14 protein-coding genes are annotated in these 17350 nt (G+C 46.2%); 1 reads left to right on the forward strand and 13 read right to left on the reverse strand.

Annotation, left to right across the window (positions count from 1 at the left end; genetic code table 11):
• Nucleotides 1–113 precede the first annotated feature (113 nt).
• Nucleotides 114–1583 (forward strand): catalase, encoded by a 1470-nt coding sequence (locus N179_RS08170; protein WP_023469017.1) that lies wholly within the window; start codon nt 114–116, stop codon nt 1581–1583.
• 47 nt (nt 1584–1630) lie between these two features.
• Here N179_RS08170 and N179_RS08175 read toward each other — a convergent pair whose 3' ends face one another.
• The 13 genes from N179_RS08175 to N179_RS08235 form a co-directional block, all read right to left on the reverse strand.
• The gene (locus N179_RS08175) at nt 1631–2842 is read right to left on the reverse strand and encodes a glycoside hydrolase family protein (RefSeq protein WP_075642606.1); all 1212 of its coding nucleotides are present in this window, start codon (nt 2840–2842) and stop codon (nt 1631–1633) included.
• Nucleotides 2843–3034: 192 nt separating this feature from the next.
• Nucleotides 3035–4975, reverse strand: coding sequence for a threonine--tRNA ligase (gene thrS / locus N179_RS08180; protein ID WP_035396562.1), 1941 nt, complete (start codon nt 4973–4975; stop codon nt 3035–3037).
• Between the two features lie 311 nt (nt 4976–5286).
• Nucleotides 5287–6204, reverse strand: a complete 918-nt coding sequence (dnaI, locus tag N179_RS08185) for a primosomal protein DnaI (protein ID WP_075642607.1) — start codon at nt 6202–6204, stop codon at nt 5287–5289.
• Nucleotides 6205–6216: 12 nt separating this feature from the next.
• Nucleotides 6217–7578, reverse strand: a complete 1362-nt coding sequence (locus N179_RS08190) for a replication initiation and membrane attachment family protein (RefSeq protein WP_023469021.1) — start codon at nt 7576–7578, stop codon at nt 6217–6219.
• A 66-nt stretch (nt 7579–7644) separates the two neighbouring features.
• Nucleotides 7645–8127 carry a transcriptional regulator NrdR gene (nrdR, locus tag N179_RS08195; RefSeq protein WP_053454023.1) on the reverse strand — a complete coding sequence of 161 codons (483 nt, stop codon included), beginning with the start codon at nt 8125–8127 and terminating at the stop codon, nt 7645–7647.
• Between the two features lie 13 nt (nt 8128–8140).
• Nucleotides 8141–8509 carry a hypothetical protein gene (locus tag N179_RS08200; protein ID WP_023469023.1) on the reverse strand — a complete coding sequence of 123 codons (369 nt, stop codon included), beginning with the start codon at nt 8507–8509 and terminating at the stop codon, nt 8141–8143.
• Between the two features lie 107 nt (nt 8510–8616).
• Nucleotides 8617–9003, reverse strand: a complete 387-nt coding sequence (gene speD, locus N179_RS08205) for an adenosylmethionine decarboxylase (protein ID WP_023469024.1) — start codon at nt 9001–9003, stop codon at nt 8617–8619.
• 258 nt (nt 9004–9261) lie between these two features.
• Nucleotides 9262–10305, reverse strand: coding sequence for a glyceraldehyde-3-phosphate dehydrogenase (locus tag N179_RS08210; RefSeq protein WP_023469025.1), 1044 nt, complete (start codon nt 10303–10305; stop codon nt 9262–9264).
• A 132-nt stretch (nt 10306–10437) separates the two neighbouring features.
• Nucleotides 10438–11043 carry a dephospho-CoA kinase gene (coaE, locus tag N179_RS08215; RefSeq protein WP_075642608.1) on the reverse strand — a complete coding sequence of 202 codons (606 nt, stop codon included), beginning with the start codon at nt 11041–11043 and terminating at the stop codon, nt 10438–10440.
• A complete protein-coding gene (gene mutM / locus N179_RS08220; protein WP_035396555.1) occupies nt 11040–11870 on the reverse strand; it encodes a DNA-formamidopyrimidine glycosylase in 831 nt (276 codons plus the stop codon). Before mutM ends, coaE begins: the two co-directional genes overlap by 4 nt.
• Before the next feature lie 16 nt (nt 11871–11886).
• The gene (polA, locus tag N179_RS08225) at nt 11887–14484 is read right to left on the reverse strand and encodes a DNA polymerase I (protein WP_075642609.1); all 2598 of its coding nucleotides are present in this window, start codon (nt 14482–14484) and stop codon (nt 11887–11889) included.
• Between the two features lie 212 nt (nt 14485–14696).
• Nucleotides 14697–16430, reverse strand: coding sequence for a two-component system histidine kinase PnpS (gene pnpS, locus N179_RS08230; RefSeq protein ID WP_023469029.1), 1734 nt, complete (start codon nt 16428–16430; stop codon nt 14697–14699).
• Nucleotides 16427–17137 carry a response regulator transcription factor gene (locus N179_RS08235; protein ID WP_035396870.1) on the reverse strand — a complete coding sequence of 237 codons (711 nt, stop codon included), beginning with the start codon at nt 17135–17137 and terminating at the stop codon, nt 16427–16429. Before N179_RS08235 ends, pnpS begins: the two co-directional genes overlap by 4 nt.
• Nucleotides 17138–17350 lie beyond the last annotated feature (213 nt).

Consider the following 17350-nt stretch of genomic DNA (forward strand, 5'->3'; position numbering starts at 1 on the left):
GGTACACTCTCAACATGGAAAAAAGATTCAGAACATTCGCAAGCAAAATTGTTTATTTAGAATGATTATTGTTTTATAATCAATTTAATCTTACATAAGGGGGAGAATAACAGATGACTGAAAAACGATTAACGACCAATCAAGGTGTACCAATCGGAGACAACCAGAATTCACGTACGGCTGGACGTCGCGGACCAACGTTATTAGAAGACTATCAATTAATTGAAAAGATGGCCCATTTCGACCGGGAACGTGTACCTGAGCGTGTCGTACACGCTCGCGGATTCGGTGCTCACGGTGTCTTCACTGTCAAAAACTCAATGAAAAAGTACACGAAAGCTGCGTTTTTACAAGAAGAAGGGACAGAAGTTCCTGTTTTCGCCCGTTTCTCGACTGTTATTCACGGCACGCATTCTCCAGAGACACTCCGCGATCCACGTGGATTCTCTGTCAAGTTCTATACAGAAGAAGGAAACTGGGATTTCGTCGGGAACAACCTTCCTGTCTTCTTCATTCGTGACGCTATGAAGTTCCCGGATATGGTCCATTCACTTAAACCAGATCCACGCACGAATATTCAAGATCCCGACCGTTACTGGGACTTCATGACACTTCGTCCGGAATCGACGAACATGCTCATGCATCTCTTTACGGATGAAGGGATTCCTGCAAGTTACCGTAAAATGCGTGGTTCTTCCGTCCATTCATTCAAATGGGTGAACGCTCATGGCAATACGGTTTACGTCAAACTACGCTGGGTACCGAAAGCTGGCATTCATAATCTCTCAGCAGAAGAAGCGACAGAGATTCAAGGAAAAGACTTCAACCACGCTTCAAACGATACGTTCCAAGCGATTGAAGACGGAGATTATCCGGAATGGGATCTGTTCGTACAGGTGCTCGATCCGGCTGACGTCGATCAGTTCGATTTCGATCCTCTCGACGCAACAAAGGATTGGTTTGAAGATGTCATCCCGTTCCAACACGTTGGTACGATGACACTGAACAAAAACGTCGACAACTATTTTGCTGAAACAGAATCAGTCGGGTTCAACCCAGGTGTCTTGATTCCGGGGATGTTACCATCTGAAGATAAGCTGTTACAAGGTCGCTTGTTCTCTTACTCGGACACACAACGTTACCGTATCGGAACGAACTACCAACAACTTCCGATCAACTGTCCGTTCGCACAAGTGAACAACTACCAGCGTGATGGTGCAATGCCAGTCGGTCAGCAAACGAGTCCGGTGAACTACGAACCAAACCGTTATCAAGAAGAACCAAAAGAAACACCAGAGTATACGGAAGAAAACCAACCGTTGCTTGATGATAAACACGGCCGTCTCGAAATCGAGAAGACGAACAACTTCGGTCAAGCCGGCGAAGTATACCGTCGTCTGACAGAAGACGAGCAAGCAGCTCTTCTGAAAAACCTTGTCAATGATCTCGAGCAGGTTCGTCATGAGAACACGGTCTTGCTCGCAATCTGTAACTTCTACCGTGCTGATGCTTCACTCGGTCAGAAACTATCAGAAGCGCTTCAAGTCGATATCGAACCGTTCTTGCAACAAATGCGTTCATAACGTAAAACAAGCACCCTCGACGCTAGTCTTGGGTGCTTTTGCTTGGTTTAGTACGGAACAAAATCATATCGTTCAGCTGTTGCATACGTATATTCGTTTAGTTTCGTAAATAAGACGATTCTATTTAATTGAACATCTTTGGCAGTATTTTGTTGCATGTACTGTTTTTCTGTTTCCGTAAATGAGTTATAAATTGGTGCATATCCATCGCTTTGAAACGGTTGCATTTGAATCGCACGATCGGCGTTTTCGAATGTATTATGGCGAATCGTCCCACCGATGATGCCTCGCCCTAAAATCGTCATTGCTTTTCCGTCTGCCCGGTGTACATTCCGAATCGTATTGTTGATGACGGTCGGATTTTTCCAGTTCATCATCGAAATGGCATAGTCCTTCGTCTTATCGATCAAGTTATTTTCAATCCGGATATTCGTGTGTAAACGATTCTCTGTATATTGATGTGTGCCAATAGCAACGTTGATGTTAGAAAAGACGTTGTTTCGAATCGTGATATCCGAATTTGGTGTACCATCTTGAGCAGACCACTTCCACGGAAAACCTTTCGTGATTGGATCCGGTGTATCTAAGTTAATCGATTCGTTTGGTCCTGTATTCGCTATCATTGTCGCATCCACGAACTTCATATTTTCAATCGTCGCGTTTTTCGTCGCGTCTAACTCCATCGCATGTGATCCTTTTTGATTACGCACTGTGATGCCACCGATATATAAATTTTGGTTGTGTGCAATCGCAAAGGCAGATCCTCGCGAAAAGCCGTTTAAGTCGATTTGTGCGTTTCCTTTTCCGATGATCCGTGCGTTTTTCGTACCGTTGTATTTCGACATTTTTTTATTCAGACGTAACACAGACGGTGCTACTAAATCAAAGACACTCGTCGTCGCACTGATTTTCGACGTCCCTGTTTCAGATGTCTTTTTGATGATGACTCCGTCTTCTAAAATGACCGTCGTGTTCGATGGAATTCCGACACGCAGTGGAGATAAATATGTTCCTTTTGTTAAAACTAGTGTACCCCCACCCTCTTTTTCAAGTCTTTCTAAATAAGAACGCATCGTATAATGATTTCGTGTTTTCGCATTGTAGGTCGTATATTTTCGAATCAAGGGATCGATTGCTTCTGTTTTTGGTGTGATGTGATATGTCTTTTTAGTTGTCGCTGCTTTTGGCTGTTCAGCTGAAGTTCCTATGAACAAGAGGGAGGCAGCAAGCGTTACTGTCAGTGTTCGTTTCAATGTCATACGTCCTTTCTACTCATAAAACAATTTTATCCATTTCCCATTACATTCTAATCCTTTTCCAAATAAAAATAAATATTTCCAGCTTATTTTTTCAAAACCAACTCTCTTGTTTATCGGATCTACTTCATTTGTTTTAAAGGATATACAAAAAAACCGATCATCCCGTAAAACGGAACAATCGGTAATACGCCATTATTTTGAACGGTTCGCGATTTCTGTTTCTAAATCGGATACGAATTGTTCAAGTGATGCATTGCTTGAGTCTTTTGAGCCGTAGCGACGAATGTTGACTTCGCGTGATTCGACTTCTTTATCACCTAAAACGAGCATGACTGGTACTTTGTTGACTTGTGCTTCACGAATCCGGTATCCGAGTTTTTCGTCACGGAAATCTGTTTCGACACGAATTCCTTTTTTCAGCAAGATCGCTTTGATTTCACGAGCATAGTCTTCATGCACTTTAGAAACCGGAATCAATTTCACCTGAACCGGTGCAAGCCATGTTGGGAACGCACCTTTGTATTCTTCGATCAAGTATGCAACGAATCGTTCCATCGTCGAAACGACACCTCGGTGTAAGACGACCGGACGGTGATCTTGTCCGTCATTTCCTTTGTACGTCAATTCGAATCGCTCTGGTAAGAGGAAGTCGAGTTGGACTGTCGAAAGCGTCTCATCTTTACCAAGTGCTGTCCGAACTTGCACGTCAAGCTTCGGTCCGTAGAAGGCAGCTTCGCCTTCTGCTTCGAAGTATTCAAGTTCGAGCTCATCCATTGTTTCTTTCAACTCACGTTGCGCCATTTCCCAAATCGCATCGTTATCGAAGTACTTCTCTTTATCCGCTGGGTCACGGTATGAAAGACGGAATTTGTAATCTGTGATCCCGAAGTCAGCATAGACTTCTTGAATGAGGTGAACGATAGCCTTAAATTCATCTTTCATTTGGTCAGGACGAACGAACGTATGCCCATCGTTGAGGACCATGTAACGAACGCGCTGAAGACCAGTTAAGGCACCAGACATCTCGTAACGGTGCATGCCACCAAGCTCCGCGACACGAAGCGGTAAATCACGGTATGAACGCGGTTCGTTCTTGTAGACCATCATGTGGTGTGGACAGTTCATCGGACGAAGAACGAGTTCTTCATTGTCCATCTCCATTTTCGGGAACATGTCATCTTGATAGTGATCCCAGTGACCCGATGTCTTGTATAGATCGACTGAACCGAGAACCGGTGTATAGACGTGCTCATATCCAAGTTCGAGTTCTTTATCGACGATATAACGTTCGACCGTCCGACGGATCGCTGCTCCTTTTGGTAGCCACATCGGGAGTCCTTGACCGACTTCTTGAGAAGTGAAGAACAAGCCAAGTTCCTTCCCGAGTTTACGGTGATCCCGCTCTTTCGCTTCAGCAAGGAAGTGGAGATGTTGTTTCAACTGATCTTTTGTCGCCCATGCTGTACCGTAAATCCGTTGCAACATCTTATTTTTTGAATCGCCACGCCAGTAAGCACCAGCAATGCTCATCAATTTAAAGACTTGTAGCTTCGCTGTAGCTGGAACGTGTGGTCCACGGCAGAGATCGAAGAATTCGCCTTGACGGTAAATCGTCAAATCCTGATCAGCAGGAATCGATTCGATCAATTCAACTTTCAACGGATCATTGAGTTCTTTATAAATCGCGAGTGCTTCGTCACGCGAGACGACTTCTCGTTCGATCGGCAAGTTCTCACCGGCGATTTTGTTCATCATCTTCTCGATTTCCGGAAGGTCCTCTTCTGTCAGACGACGTTCCATATCGATATCGTAGTAGAAACCATTCTCGATTGTCGGTCCGATCCCGAGATGAATCGTTTCATCTGGGTACAGGCGTTTGATCGCTTGTGCCATCAAGTGAGCCGATGAGTGACGAATCAAGTCGAGACCTTCTTCTGAATCCGGCATGATCAATTCGATTGTGCCATCCTCTTCGATTGGACGACGGTAATCGATTGCGTGTCCGTTTAGTTTTGCAGCAAATGCTTTTTTACGAAGTCCTGGGCTGATTGAAGCCGCAACCTCTTCAGCTGTCGTGCCGGCTGCGAATTCCTTTACAGCGCCATCTGGAAATGTAAGTGCGATGTTTGACATGACTGTTTCCCCCTTTAACAAAATAAAAAAGACTCATCCCTAAAAAGGGACGAGTCTTAATCTCGTGGTACCACCCTCGTTCCCGGACCATGTACTGGTTCGGCTCGAACACGCGTTAACGGGCGTGAGGCGCAAACGGATTAGCCCCGTTCGTGCTATGAGGGAGTAAAGACATGAATGATTCCATGAGAAGCTTCCACCGTTCTTCTCTCGCTAGTTTGGTTCATTTCATACTTCATATCCTCAATCGTTGCATCGTCTATTGACGTGTCATTAGTATAACGAATTCGCCGCTTCCTTGACAAGGAAAATTAGTAGCGACGTCGATTTTCGCCGAGGAACTCAATCGGTTGTGTCGTCGTCCGGATCCGCTCCATCAGTCGTGCGGCCTTTAACTTATCACCTTGATCGTTCGTAATCCCAAAATGGAGCTCGAGTTCATCATAGGATAAGTTCGAGCTGAATAATGTCGGCAGACGATGCATCATCCGATACTGCAAAATGATCCCGAACAATTCATCCCGTACCCACGGACTAATCGATTCCGCACCAATATCGTCAATTAACAAGACCGGAATCGTTTGGAATCCTTCGAGGAACGTATCAAACGAGTCCGACCGGATCCGACGTTTTGCTTCAGCGACGAATCCCGGAGCATGGACAAGAATCGTAGCAATCCGTTCTTTTTTCAAGGCATTCCCGATCGCAGCCAATAGATATGTTTTCCCGACACCAAAGCTACCGTGGAGATACAATCCCTTTACGGTCTCCTTCGAGCGCAAATGATTTAGGAACTGAGACGCCGCACGCAAGGCAAGCTTCCGGTCCGTCGTCGATAAATCAAAATCACTGAAGTTCGCATCACGCACTTCGTCCGGCAGGAACAAGCTCTTGAATTTCTTCTCAAGCGCGCGTTCATCCTCTCGGTCCTTTAACGCTTGCGACTTCTCATACGAGACGACGATTTGTCCTTTTTCGACGTGCAGGATTGGCTGATAGCCTTCGATGACGGCTTTATTTTCAATCAGTCGATTGCCGTCCATCTGTTCCGCGTATTCATTCAGTTTGAGCATGCCCCGTTCGATCATCCGTTGATCAATCTCGGGATGTGTCCGCAAGAACATGACGACTCCTGGATGAGACAAGACCCGTTGCTGAATCGCTCGAACCGATTCAGCGACGTCCGGTCGACTTAATATTTTTTCGATAGATGATTGGATATGTTCCATGTCCCGACTCCTTTAATTCCCCTTCAGTTCCCGTAAGATCCGTTCCATCTCTTCATCGTCCGGAACATCTGCTTCGAAACTCGCTTTTTTAGAGGCTTCGTACTGTTGCTGTTTCGCCTTCTCTTCTTGCAACCACTTCGGATTCGGACCACCGTTCGTATTGCTTGTCCGTCCCCGACGTCCACCAACGGTCTGACGCGCGCGTTCTTGTTTTTGCTCCTGCTTCTTCGCGATCAAATCATCCTGCTCCTGCGTCTTCGCCAGTGCCTCGGATGCTGTCACGTACCCTTTCTGTTTCCAATCATCGACGATGGATAAGAGGAAGTTTTTACTGAAGCGGTTGTCTTTTTTGACGACGAGCGCATAGTAGTAGGCAGCATTGACGATCCCGGATGACATTTCATAATCGATGATCAATTGCTGAATCAACTCTTCATCTCGTTCAGACAATGCTTTGACCTTCCGCAACTTTGCGACGTAGTGCTTCGGATGGGTGCTTTCCATCGTCTCCGTCGCTTCGACGTCTCCGACCTCGATCGTGTCGAGTGAGGCGACCTTTGCTTTTTTCTCGCGGCTGAGTTTTTGTTTCGCTGACAACATCATTTGTTTACAACGTTCTTGTTTCTCAGCATCGGTCATCGGCAAATATGCTTCGTGACGGAAACGGGCATTCAACAGTTCCGCCATCAATGCTTCGTTCGACTGCGTGACATACGCAAGCTTTACGAGCAGATGATCGATCGCCTTCGAATAAAATGTTCGTGGCAAAAAGCGATCGGTTTGACGTTTCATCTCTTCTAAATCAAACGAATAATCGAATTCATATACCGCTCGTTCCTGTTTCGCATAGGCCTTCGGCTGATGCGCGGAAGCAAGACCAGCTTTCACATCGAACACTTGATCAAACCTGACCGTCCGATCAACGATATTCTTCGGAAGCGGTTCTGTCCGGAAACGATGCTGCAACGACCGGAATCGGATTTCACCGACACGGTAGAATAGCAGACTCGATAACACTCCATCATTCAAGAAAGTGTTCGGTGCGAGCGGAACCCGGATTTGATAAATATAGCGATAGGCGGCTTGGCGCGCTTCGAACGTCCGGATCAACCCGATGCCTTCTAACTTGAATAACTCTTCCTTGAACTCATCGACGGAAAAACCGAGTAACGTTCCAAGTTCCGCATGGGAGATATATTGGGATTTTGTTTTCCCTGGAATCATCTCACTCCAAAACGTTTGATAGAGTCCAAGCGCTTTGACACCGATGATCGGTTGGTATAGATAATATAAAGATTGATAGGCTTCACGGTCGACGACACCATTGCTCATGACTAAGCAAAGATCGGTACCGGAAAGTTCACGTTCTACCATCTGACTCGTCCTTTCCTTAGGGAGAAAAAGAGAGGTGCGCTGACCGGACAGACGACCTCTCTTATATCACGTTAAATTCTCACGGTCATTTTCCTGATGTCGCTCCATCAGTTCAGAGAGCTCTTGGAAAAAGACATTGATGTCCTTGAATTGTTTATAGACACTCGCAAAGCGGACGTATGCCACTTCGTCGACGGATGCTAGTTCATTTAACACGAGACGCCCGACCTGCTCACTTGGAATCTCATGCTGAGCCGTCGCCCGTAATGCCTTTTCGACCCGACTGACGACTGTTTCCAACTGTTCAATCGAAATCGGACGCTTTTCACAGGCACGCACTAGTCCGCGTAGAATTTTCTCGCGATTGAACTCGTCGCGCGTTCCGTCTTTCTTTACGATGATTAAAGGGGTCTGTTCGACCATTTCGAAAGTCGTAAAGCGATAGCCGCAAGACTCACATTCACGTCTCCTCCGAATCGAACCGAAATCCTGGACTGGTCTTGAGTCCAGTACTTTTGTTCCGTTAAAATTACAGGCTGGACAGCGCATGCCGTACCTCCGTTCACGTGATTTCTTTTGTTCCAATCATTTTTAATCGGTATCCCGCATCAAGTGATGCATAGATGCGCTCAATGTGTTTTTCGAGATCAGGTCCGAGAAGACTTTCGCGATGTAAGAATAGATCGACGGCCGTACGTCCGCCCGCCACCATGATGACGGTCGCGAGTCCGTCGACTTCTTTTAATGTAAAAGCGAGTTCTCCACGTTCCGCGTCAACACGACGCACCGTTCCACCCTCTTGCTTTAAGATATTTTCTAAACCAGCAAACAACATTTCAACCGTTGCCGCATAGTAGTGTGTGCGTAAATTTTCGTTTTTATGTGTATCGGATGTCTCTAGCTGTTTTTGCAAGCGTTCCTTCAGTCCCATGGTCATCCTCTTTTCTTTGTTTCTTCTACTATTAAGAATAACAGACGTCAGACATATTAAAAAGCCCTCGTCTGAACGACGAGAGCTTGACGAATTCGTGTGTGTTGTCAGTTGACGTGCTGGACAGTAGCCGCTGGAACTTGAACAGGTCCCATACCACGTGGAATTTCGACATTTTCACGGATTTTCGCATCGAGCTTTTCAGCAATGTAGTTCGCTGCGATGGCTGGATCGATCCGATCCCCACAAGTAAAGACATCAACCGATGCATACCCGTGCTCTGGGAAACTATGAATCGTCAAGTGCGATTCAGAGATAATGACGACGCCACTGACGCCGTGTGGTGCAAACTTGTGGAATGCTACTTCTCGTACTTCTGCACCTGCTTGAAGTGCTGCATCAACGAAAAGTCGTTCAACGAATTCCATGTCGTTCAATTTTTCAGGATTACAATCCCAAAGTTCTGCAATAATGTGTCTTCCCATAGTATCCATTTGTGGATCCCCCCTACATTCAATGGTCTTCAAAGTAGTTGATCACTTACTTTGCGCCTGAGTCGTTCGCACCCACGGGGGAAAGTTAGTCCAGAGAGGTCCTAACCCTTTAAGCTGCGATTGCCAGACCGATTGAAGTTCACGATTTGAATTATAGCGAGTATCAAAAAGATACACAAGGATAAATTTCAAAAATTAATACATTTCTAGAAAAAAAACGGGACAAATCCCGTCATTGCTGGGATTTGCCCGTTGTCATTAATTCAATTCAAGTTCTTTTTCAACCGTTCCCATCGCCTCTAAGTGTGCAGATACGAGGTGTACGAGGTCGACGACGCGGCAGGAGTAACCCCACTCATTATCGTACCAAGCGAGGACCTTGACCTGACGACCACCCATGACCATCGTCGAGAGTCCGTCGACGACCGTCGAACGTTCTTCTCCGTTAAAGTCGATTGAGACGAGCGGTTCCATCGTCATTCCGAGAATGCCTTCGAGCGCACCATCCGCTGCTTTCGTGAACGCTTCGTTCACTTCGGCAACTGTCGTATCACGACTGACCTCAACGACAAGATCGACGAGTGAGACGTTTGGTGTCGGAACACGAAGCGCGAGTCCATTCAATTTTCCTTCCAAGTGTGGCAAGACTAGAGAAATCGCTTTTGCCGCACCTGTCGATGTTGGAATGATGGATGAGCCACATGCACGGGCGCGTCGTAAATCCTTATGTGGATTATCAATATTATTTTGATCGTTCGTAAACGCGTGAACCGTCGTCACGAGACCCGATTCGATTCCGAATGCCCGGTCGATGACTTGCACGACAGGTGCGAGACAGTTCGTCGTACACGATGCGTTCGAGACGATAGCATCTGTTTCATGATCATACATGTCGTCATTGACACCCATGACGATCGTCCGGACATCCCCTTTAGCAGGTGCCGTGATGACGACCTTTTTTGCGCCTGCCACTAAATGCTTCGCAGCACCCGTATCTGAGTTGAACTTTCCTGTCGCTTCGACGACGATATCGATGCCGAGTTCCCCCCACGGCAATAGTTCAGGATTGCGTTCACTGACAATTTGAATTTGTCTTCCGTCAACCATCAACGCCCCATCGATGATGTCGACCGGATAATTGAATTTCCCATGTACCGTGTCGTACTTGATTAAATGTGCGAGTGTTTCGACTGGATAGCTTGCATTGATTGCTACGACTTCGCTTTTCCCCTCAGCGATCAGACGTCGAAAGACCATTCGACCAATTCGACCAAAACCATTGACTGCCACCTTGACTCCCATGTGCGGATCCCCCTTCAATGTGACGGATGTAGCTCCGTTTACAGATAGAACTATATCATGAAATGTAAGCGATTTCATTATGTTCTCTAAAAAAAGTGAGAGAAGATGGAAACTTCTCTCACTTCGCACTTTTCATGTACCACTCTCATGCTTACCGGTGTCATATAATACTAACCATTTATCGATTTGTTGATATAACGAATCAAGACTCCCATCATTGAAGAACACATCATCCGCAAGCTCTTTTTTCTGTTCAATGCTAAGTTGCGAATGAATACGTGCATATGCTTCTTCTTCCGATAGGTCATTACGTTGCATCAATCGTCTTAACTGCATGTTTTCCGGACAATACACGACTACGACACGGTCGAACAGCGTCCGCCAATCGCCTTCAAGTAACAACGGAATATCAAATACGACGAGCGAATGTCCTGAACGTTCATAGGCATCTGCTTCATCAAGCATCTGTCGTCGAATACTTGGGTGCATCAACTGATTCAGCTGTTGTCGTTTTTCGCTATCCTGAAAAATGATTTGTCCAAGTTTTGGACGAACGAGACGTCCTTCCTCGAATGCTTCCGGGAAAGCCATCTTGACCCCATCATAGGCTCGCCCTCCTGGTTCAATGACTTCTCGCGCAACAAGATCCGCATCGATGACCGCTATTCCTTTTTGCTTCAGATAGCTAGAGACCGTACTTTTACCGGTGGCGATACTGCCCGTCAGACCAACCCTCATAAGGCGACCTGTTGGCACGTCGGACAGAAGTGCGTTCCTCGTCCACCGACTTTGATTTTTTCAATGGCAGTGCCGCAACGGGGACATGGTTCGCCCTTTTGACCGTATACCGCGAGTTGAAGCTGGAACTCACCTTTTCCGGAAGGTGAGACATAACTTCGGATCGTACTTCCCCCTGCTTCTACCGCTTGTCGTAAGACGTCGACACCGGCTTGATGGATGCGTGAGATATCATCAAGCGTCAAGGCACCAGCCTTCGTCAACGGATGGACACGTGCCGCATGAAGGGTCTCATCGACATAGATGTTACCGAGACCAAGGAAGATCGATTGGTCGAGCAATGCCGTTTTGATTGGACTTCTTTTTTTACGAATTAAATTCTCCGCTAACACTTCTGCTGTGAACTCTGGATCAAATGGTTCACGCTCCAGCTGTGCCAGTGGAGCAGTTTGCATCGCTGTTTCCTTATCACGTAATTCCATCGTTCCGAACTTCCGAACGTCATTGTAATGCAGCTCCGAACCATCCGTGAAACGGAAGACGACATGAGTATGTTTATCCCGCTCGACCGGTTGCGGATACGGGAAGTACTTCCCTTCCATCCGCAAATGGCTGACGAGATAAAAACGATCAAAATCAAAGAGTAGGAACTTACCGCGACGTTCGACGCGTTCGATCCGTTCTTGATGTAAGGCATCTGCAAATGGTGCCACTTCCATCCCCCGAATCATTTTCGGGTGGTAGACTTTGACGGAAGAGACTGTTTTTCCAGAGACCGAACGTTCTAAACTGCGACGAACGGTCTCGACTTCAGGTAATTCAGGCACGTCTATTCCTCCTTGCTTACTTCGTTTCGTACCACGTATGTCCTGCGCCCCCATCAACGCGTAGCGGTACGGATAATTCGACGGTCTGCTCCATCGCTTGTTTGACAAGCGCTTGTAAAGCGTCGAGTTCCTCGTCTGGTGCTTCAAAAATCAACTCATCGTGTACTTGTAATAACAAACGCGCTTTCAGATCAGATGCCTGTAAAGCAGCATGGACATCAAGCATCGCTTTTTTTATGATATCCGCAGCGGAACCTTGAATCGGCGTATTGATTGCCGTACGTTCCGCAAAACCACGTAAGTTGAAGTTTTTCGAATTGATATCCGGGATGTTACGGCGCCGGTTCATCAACGTTTCGACGAATCCATTCGCTCGTGCCGTCTCGATTGCCGTGTCCATGAACTGTTTGATTTGCGGGAACAGCTCGAAATAACGATCGATGAACGATTGTGCTTCCTTCCGCGTGATGTTCAAGTTTTGTGACAGTCCATAATCGCTGATTCCATAAATGATGCCGAAGTTGACAGCTTTCGCCTGACGCCGCATATTTCCTGTGACATCCTCCGGTTCAACACCAAAGACACTACTTGCCGTTTGAGTATGGATATCCTCATCATGTAAGAACGCATCGACAAGCGTCTGATCCTGCGACATATCGGCCATGACACGTAATTCGATTTGTGAATAATCGGCAGCGTACAGTGACCAGCCTGCTTCACTTGGAACGAAGGCTTTTCGAATCTTCCGTCCTTCTTCAATCCGAATCGGGATATTCTGAAGGTTCGGATTGACCGAACTTAAACGGCCTGTCTGGGCAATCGTCTGAGCAAAACGGGTATGAATCTTTCCGTCTTCCTTGATGACTTTTTGTAAGCCTTCGACATACGTCGACTGTAATTTTTGGAGCTCCCGGTATAACATGATGTGATCGATGACCGGATGCAACGGACGCAGTTTTTCAAGGACGTCCGCGGCAGTCGAATAGCCGGTCTTTGTTTTCTTGAAGGCGGGCAGTTCGAGTTTTTCAAACAGAATCACACCAAGTTGTTTCGGTGAATTGATATTGAACGACTCACCTGCCGCTTCAAAGACCAACGTCTCAAGTTCCGTTAAACGTCCGGCAAGATCTGCTTGCATCGATTGGAGCGTCGCGACGTCAACACGAATCCCGGTCCACTCCATCTCAGCGAGGACACCTGACAATGGACGCTCTAGTGTTTCATACAGCTCATATTGCTGATTCGCCTTCAACTCTTCCCGGACTTTCGGGAACAATAATTCGATCATCCGTGCTTTCTCTGCAAGATAAGGGTGTAATACGTCATCCGCTGGAGCTAGACGTTTGGCTCCCTTACCGAGGACTGCTTCTTCGTTCGGTGCCATCAATGCATAATGACCAGCAATTGAAGCGAGCGTCGTGCCGCCACTTAAATTCAATAAGTAACCCGCTAATAACAAATCCTCATAACCGTTTAAGGTTAAGCCGTGCTTACGCAACGCGAATGCGACTTGTTTGGCATCGAGACAAATCTTCCGATGTTCCGACTCGATCCATTGGCGGAATGCCGGATCCTCGACGAGCGTTGGGGCAGCAACATAGATCGTGTCAGGCGTCGCGATCGCAAACCCGATGATGTCTTCTTCCATGTAATCCTCTCGTAGCTGTTCAGCAAGCAACACCGCATCGGTGACGTCTTCAGGAAGTGAAGTGATCGTCACGACGTTCAACTGCTCTTTATCCTCTTCTTTGACGACAGGAGCAAATCGATTCGTCAACGACTTGAAGCCAAGCGACTGGAACAACGAATACGGCACTTGGGTATCAACGTCGCGAATTTGCAAATCCTCTAGCGTCGTCTCGAGCGGGACATCAACTTTAATCGTCGCAAGTTCTTTCGATAGTCGTGCGAGTTCTTCGTTCGCGATGACTTTTTCCTTCTGCTTCCCTTTTAAGTCTTCAACATGTTCATACAGTCCTTCGACAGAACCGTATGCCGAAATCAATTTTACCGCCGTCTTTTCACCAATCCCAGGAATCCCTGGAATGTTATCCGACTTATCCCCCATTAACCCCTTCAGGTCAATCATTTGAATCGGCTTTAGACCACCATACGTCTCAGCGAACAGTTCCTCCGTCATGCACTGGACGTCCGTGATCCCACGCTTCGTGATCAAGACTTCGATCTTATCTGTGACAAGTTGAAGTAAATCTTTATCACCTGTGACGATCCGCGTCCGATCCGTCGACATCGTTCGTGCGAGCGTACCAATCAAATCATCTGCCTCATAGCGATGGAGTTCCATCATTTGAATACCGAGCGCTTCACAGATATCCCGGACGATCGGGAATTGCTCACGTAGTTCGGACGGTGTCTTTTCCCGACTTCCCTTATACTCCTGATATACATCATGACGGAACGTTTCACTCGAAGCATCGAAGGCAACGAGCATATGTGTCGGTTGTTCTTCCTCGAGCAACTTCAATAACATCATCGTAAAGCCATAAGCTGCGTTCGTATTTCGTCCTTGCGCATCCGTCATTGGTGGTAAGGCGAAAAACGCCCGATAGGTCAACGAGTTCCCATCAATCAATAGCAATTTATTTTCCATCATCTACGCCCCTTTAATCGATTTTCTGTTCCTATTGTATCACTCTACACACATTTGTTCGCTAAAAATGACCAAAAAAAGACGATTGACTCACGGAGAGTCAACCGCCAAGGGCATGACGACATGGGAGCTGATCCAGTCGCCATACAGATGATGAAGAAGGTACTTTCATCATAAGATACATCTATTAAGGAAATGTGAATCCACTGTGAAATTCAGCCATGTTTTGGTAAACGAATCGTAAATGTCGTGCCTTTGTGCTCTTCCGATGCGATTTCGATCTCACCGTGATGGAGGTCGACAATGTGTTTGACGATGGCTAGTCCAAGACCCGTTCCCCCAGAATTACGGCTTCGTGCCTTATCGACACGATAGAAACGTTCGAAGATTCGTTGGGTTTCTTTCGGATGAATACCAATTCCGTCATCTTTGATGATGAGTTGGACAGACTCTTCTCCATCCTCGAGCTGAATCCAGACGTTGCCGCCGTTCGGCGTATAATTCAACGCATTCGCAACCAAGTTAACGACGACCTGTTTCAGACGATTCAGATCTGCTCGGATGAAGACTTCCTCTTCCATTTCGATATGAATCGTCATCTCTTTTTCTGTTGCTCGTCGATGCAGGAGTGCTGCTGTCTCCCGAACGAGACTTGTCACGTCAACGATTGCAGTCTCGAGCTGATAGTTATCTTGTTCTAAACGAGACAGCTCAAGCAAATCTTCTACCAATGTCTGCATTCGTTCCGATTCATCGTGGATGATCCGTAAGAACTGCTCCCGGATTTCCGGAACCTCTTGCGCACCATCGAGTAACGTTTCCGCAAATCCTTTAATGGACGTTAGTGGTGTCTTCAATTCGTGACTGACATTCGCGACGAAGTCTTTACGCATTTGTTCCAGTTTTTTGATTTCCGTGATGTCGTTAAAGACGACGGTCGTTCCCTGCACGCGACCGTTCTTATCGAAAATCGGAGCGGCACTGACCATGAACGTCCGGCTATTGATGCCAAATCGAACACTCGACTGCTTTCGATTCGGTTTTTCCGTCAGATAGACATCTTCAATCACCTGACTCATTTTTTCGTTCGGAAGTACACGATAGTACAGCTTCCCACTAGACGGTTCATGAATGTTGAACATTTCCCGATACGTCCGGTTGACGAGCAGGACGTAGCCCTTCTCATCAATCAACATAAGACCGGCGCCCATGTATTCGATCAAAGATTCGAGACGTGCTCGTTGCATTGCTTCACCAGACGATGCGTTTTCGAGATTTCGCGCTAATAGATTGATAGAGCGCCCTAAATCGCGTGATTCATCCGGTGCCGCTAATTCATACACACGCGACTTGTAGTTCCCGTGCGACAGTTCATGTAAAACATCTGTTGCTTCTGCGATTGGACGTAGGAATCGTTTCGTCGACCGATAGATCGTCAAGAATATGATCACTAACGAGGCGAGTAGGGACAGAATGATGACCGTCCAAATCCGTGAATAGATGACATTCAAGTCTTGGGCGTAACGAATGAAACTGACGTAGACTTCTCCCCCATCCGCTGTCGGAACAGGTTTTGTAAATTGGACGACACTATCATCAGTTTTCGATTCAAATGTGCCCTCGTCAGGAATGGCTGAAAAATTGAGGGTCGCTACTTTTAATTTCGTCACATCAACAGGTGTTCCAGCAATGATTTCTCCACGGCTGTTGAATAAAATCATATCGAAATTCGATTCAGCATATAGTTCATTTACATACCGAGACATGTCTGGTACTTCTCGATCTCTCAAAATCGTCTCAACTAGCGCTGTTTCATCCATCAATTTTTCTTTTTCATTTTGGACATAGAATTCTTTGAAGGATTGACCTAATAAAAATCCAAGTGCTACAAGGACGAGACTGATGAACGAAATCATTTTAAAGATAAACCGTTTGCGATACTTACTCATTCCGCCTTCGGCTCTTCCATCTTGTAACCTAAACCGCGAATCGTTTTAATGTAAATCGGTTTTTTCGTATTCGGCTCGATTTTCTCTCGGACATGACTAATATGGACATCTACGATACGGGTATCGCCAACAAAATCATAATTCCAGATGGCAGATAACAACTGGTCGCGAGTCAACACACGTCCTTTATTTTTTGCAAGGTAAACAAGTAACTCAAATTCTTTTGGCGTGAGCTCTAACCGCTCTTCGGCTTTAAATGCTTCGTAATTGTCAGGAACGATTTTGACATCTCCGATAATGATTGTTCCATCCGTCACTTCTTCCGACGAAGTCGTTTGATGACTCATGCGACGTAAAATTGCTTTTACGCGCGCAACGACTTCACGTGGACTGAATGGTTTCGTCAAATAATCATCCGCTCCAAGTTCTAATCCGAGAACTTTATCAAATTCGTCATCTTTTGCCGTCAACATCAAAATCGGTGTATTGATTTTTTGCTGGCGGAGACGTTTACATACTTCAAGACCATCAAGCTCCGGTAACATCAAATCTAAGACGATCAATGCCGCATCTTGTTTTTCTGCTAATTTTAAACCAGACATCCCATCATGAGCTGTTTCAACGATGAAGCCGGCTTGTTCTAAGTTGAACTTCAACAACGTTGCAATCGACAACTCATCATCTACCACGATAATTTTATCTTTCAAACCTTGCATCCCCCTCAAGTTTCCTTCTTTTCGAATGAGGAATTCCGTGGAATCCGCTTCGTCTGTCTTCATCTTACCGACTTTTAATGGAAAACCACAAATCTTTCTGCAGTTTCTTTACATAATCTTTAAAGGAGATGCCGAATCCAACTAGATCGTTCGTGTAAAAGCTAATAAAACGGGGAAACAATACATATCGTTAATTGTAGGAGG

This window comes from Exiguobacterium indicum HHS 31 (genome assembly GCF_001939065.1).
In the GTDB taxonomy this organism is placed as follows: Bacteria; Bacillota; Bacilli; order Exiguobacteriales; family Exiguobacteriaceae; genus Exiguobacterium_A; species Exiguobacterium_A indicum.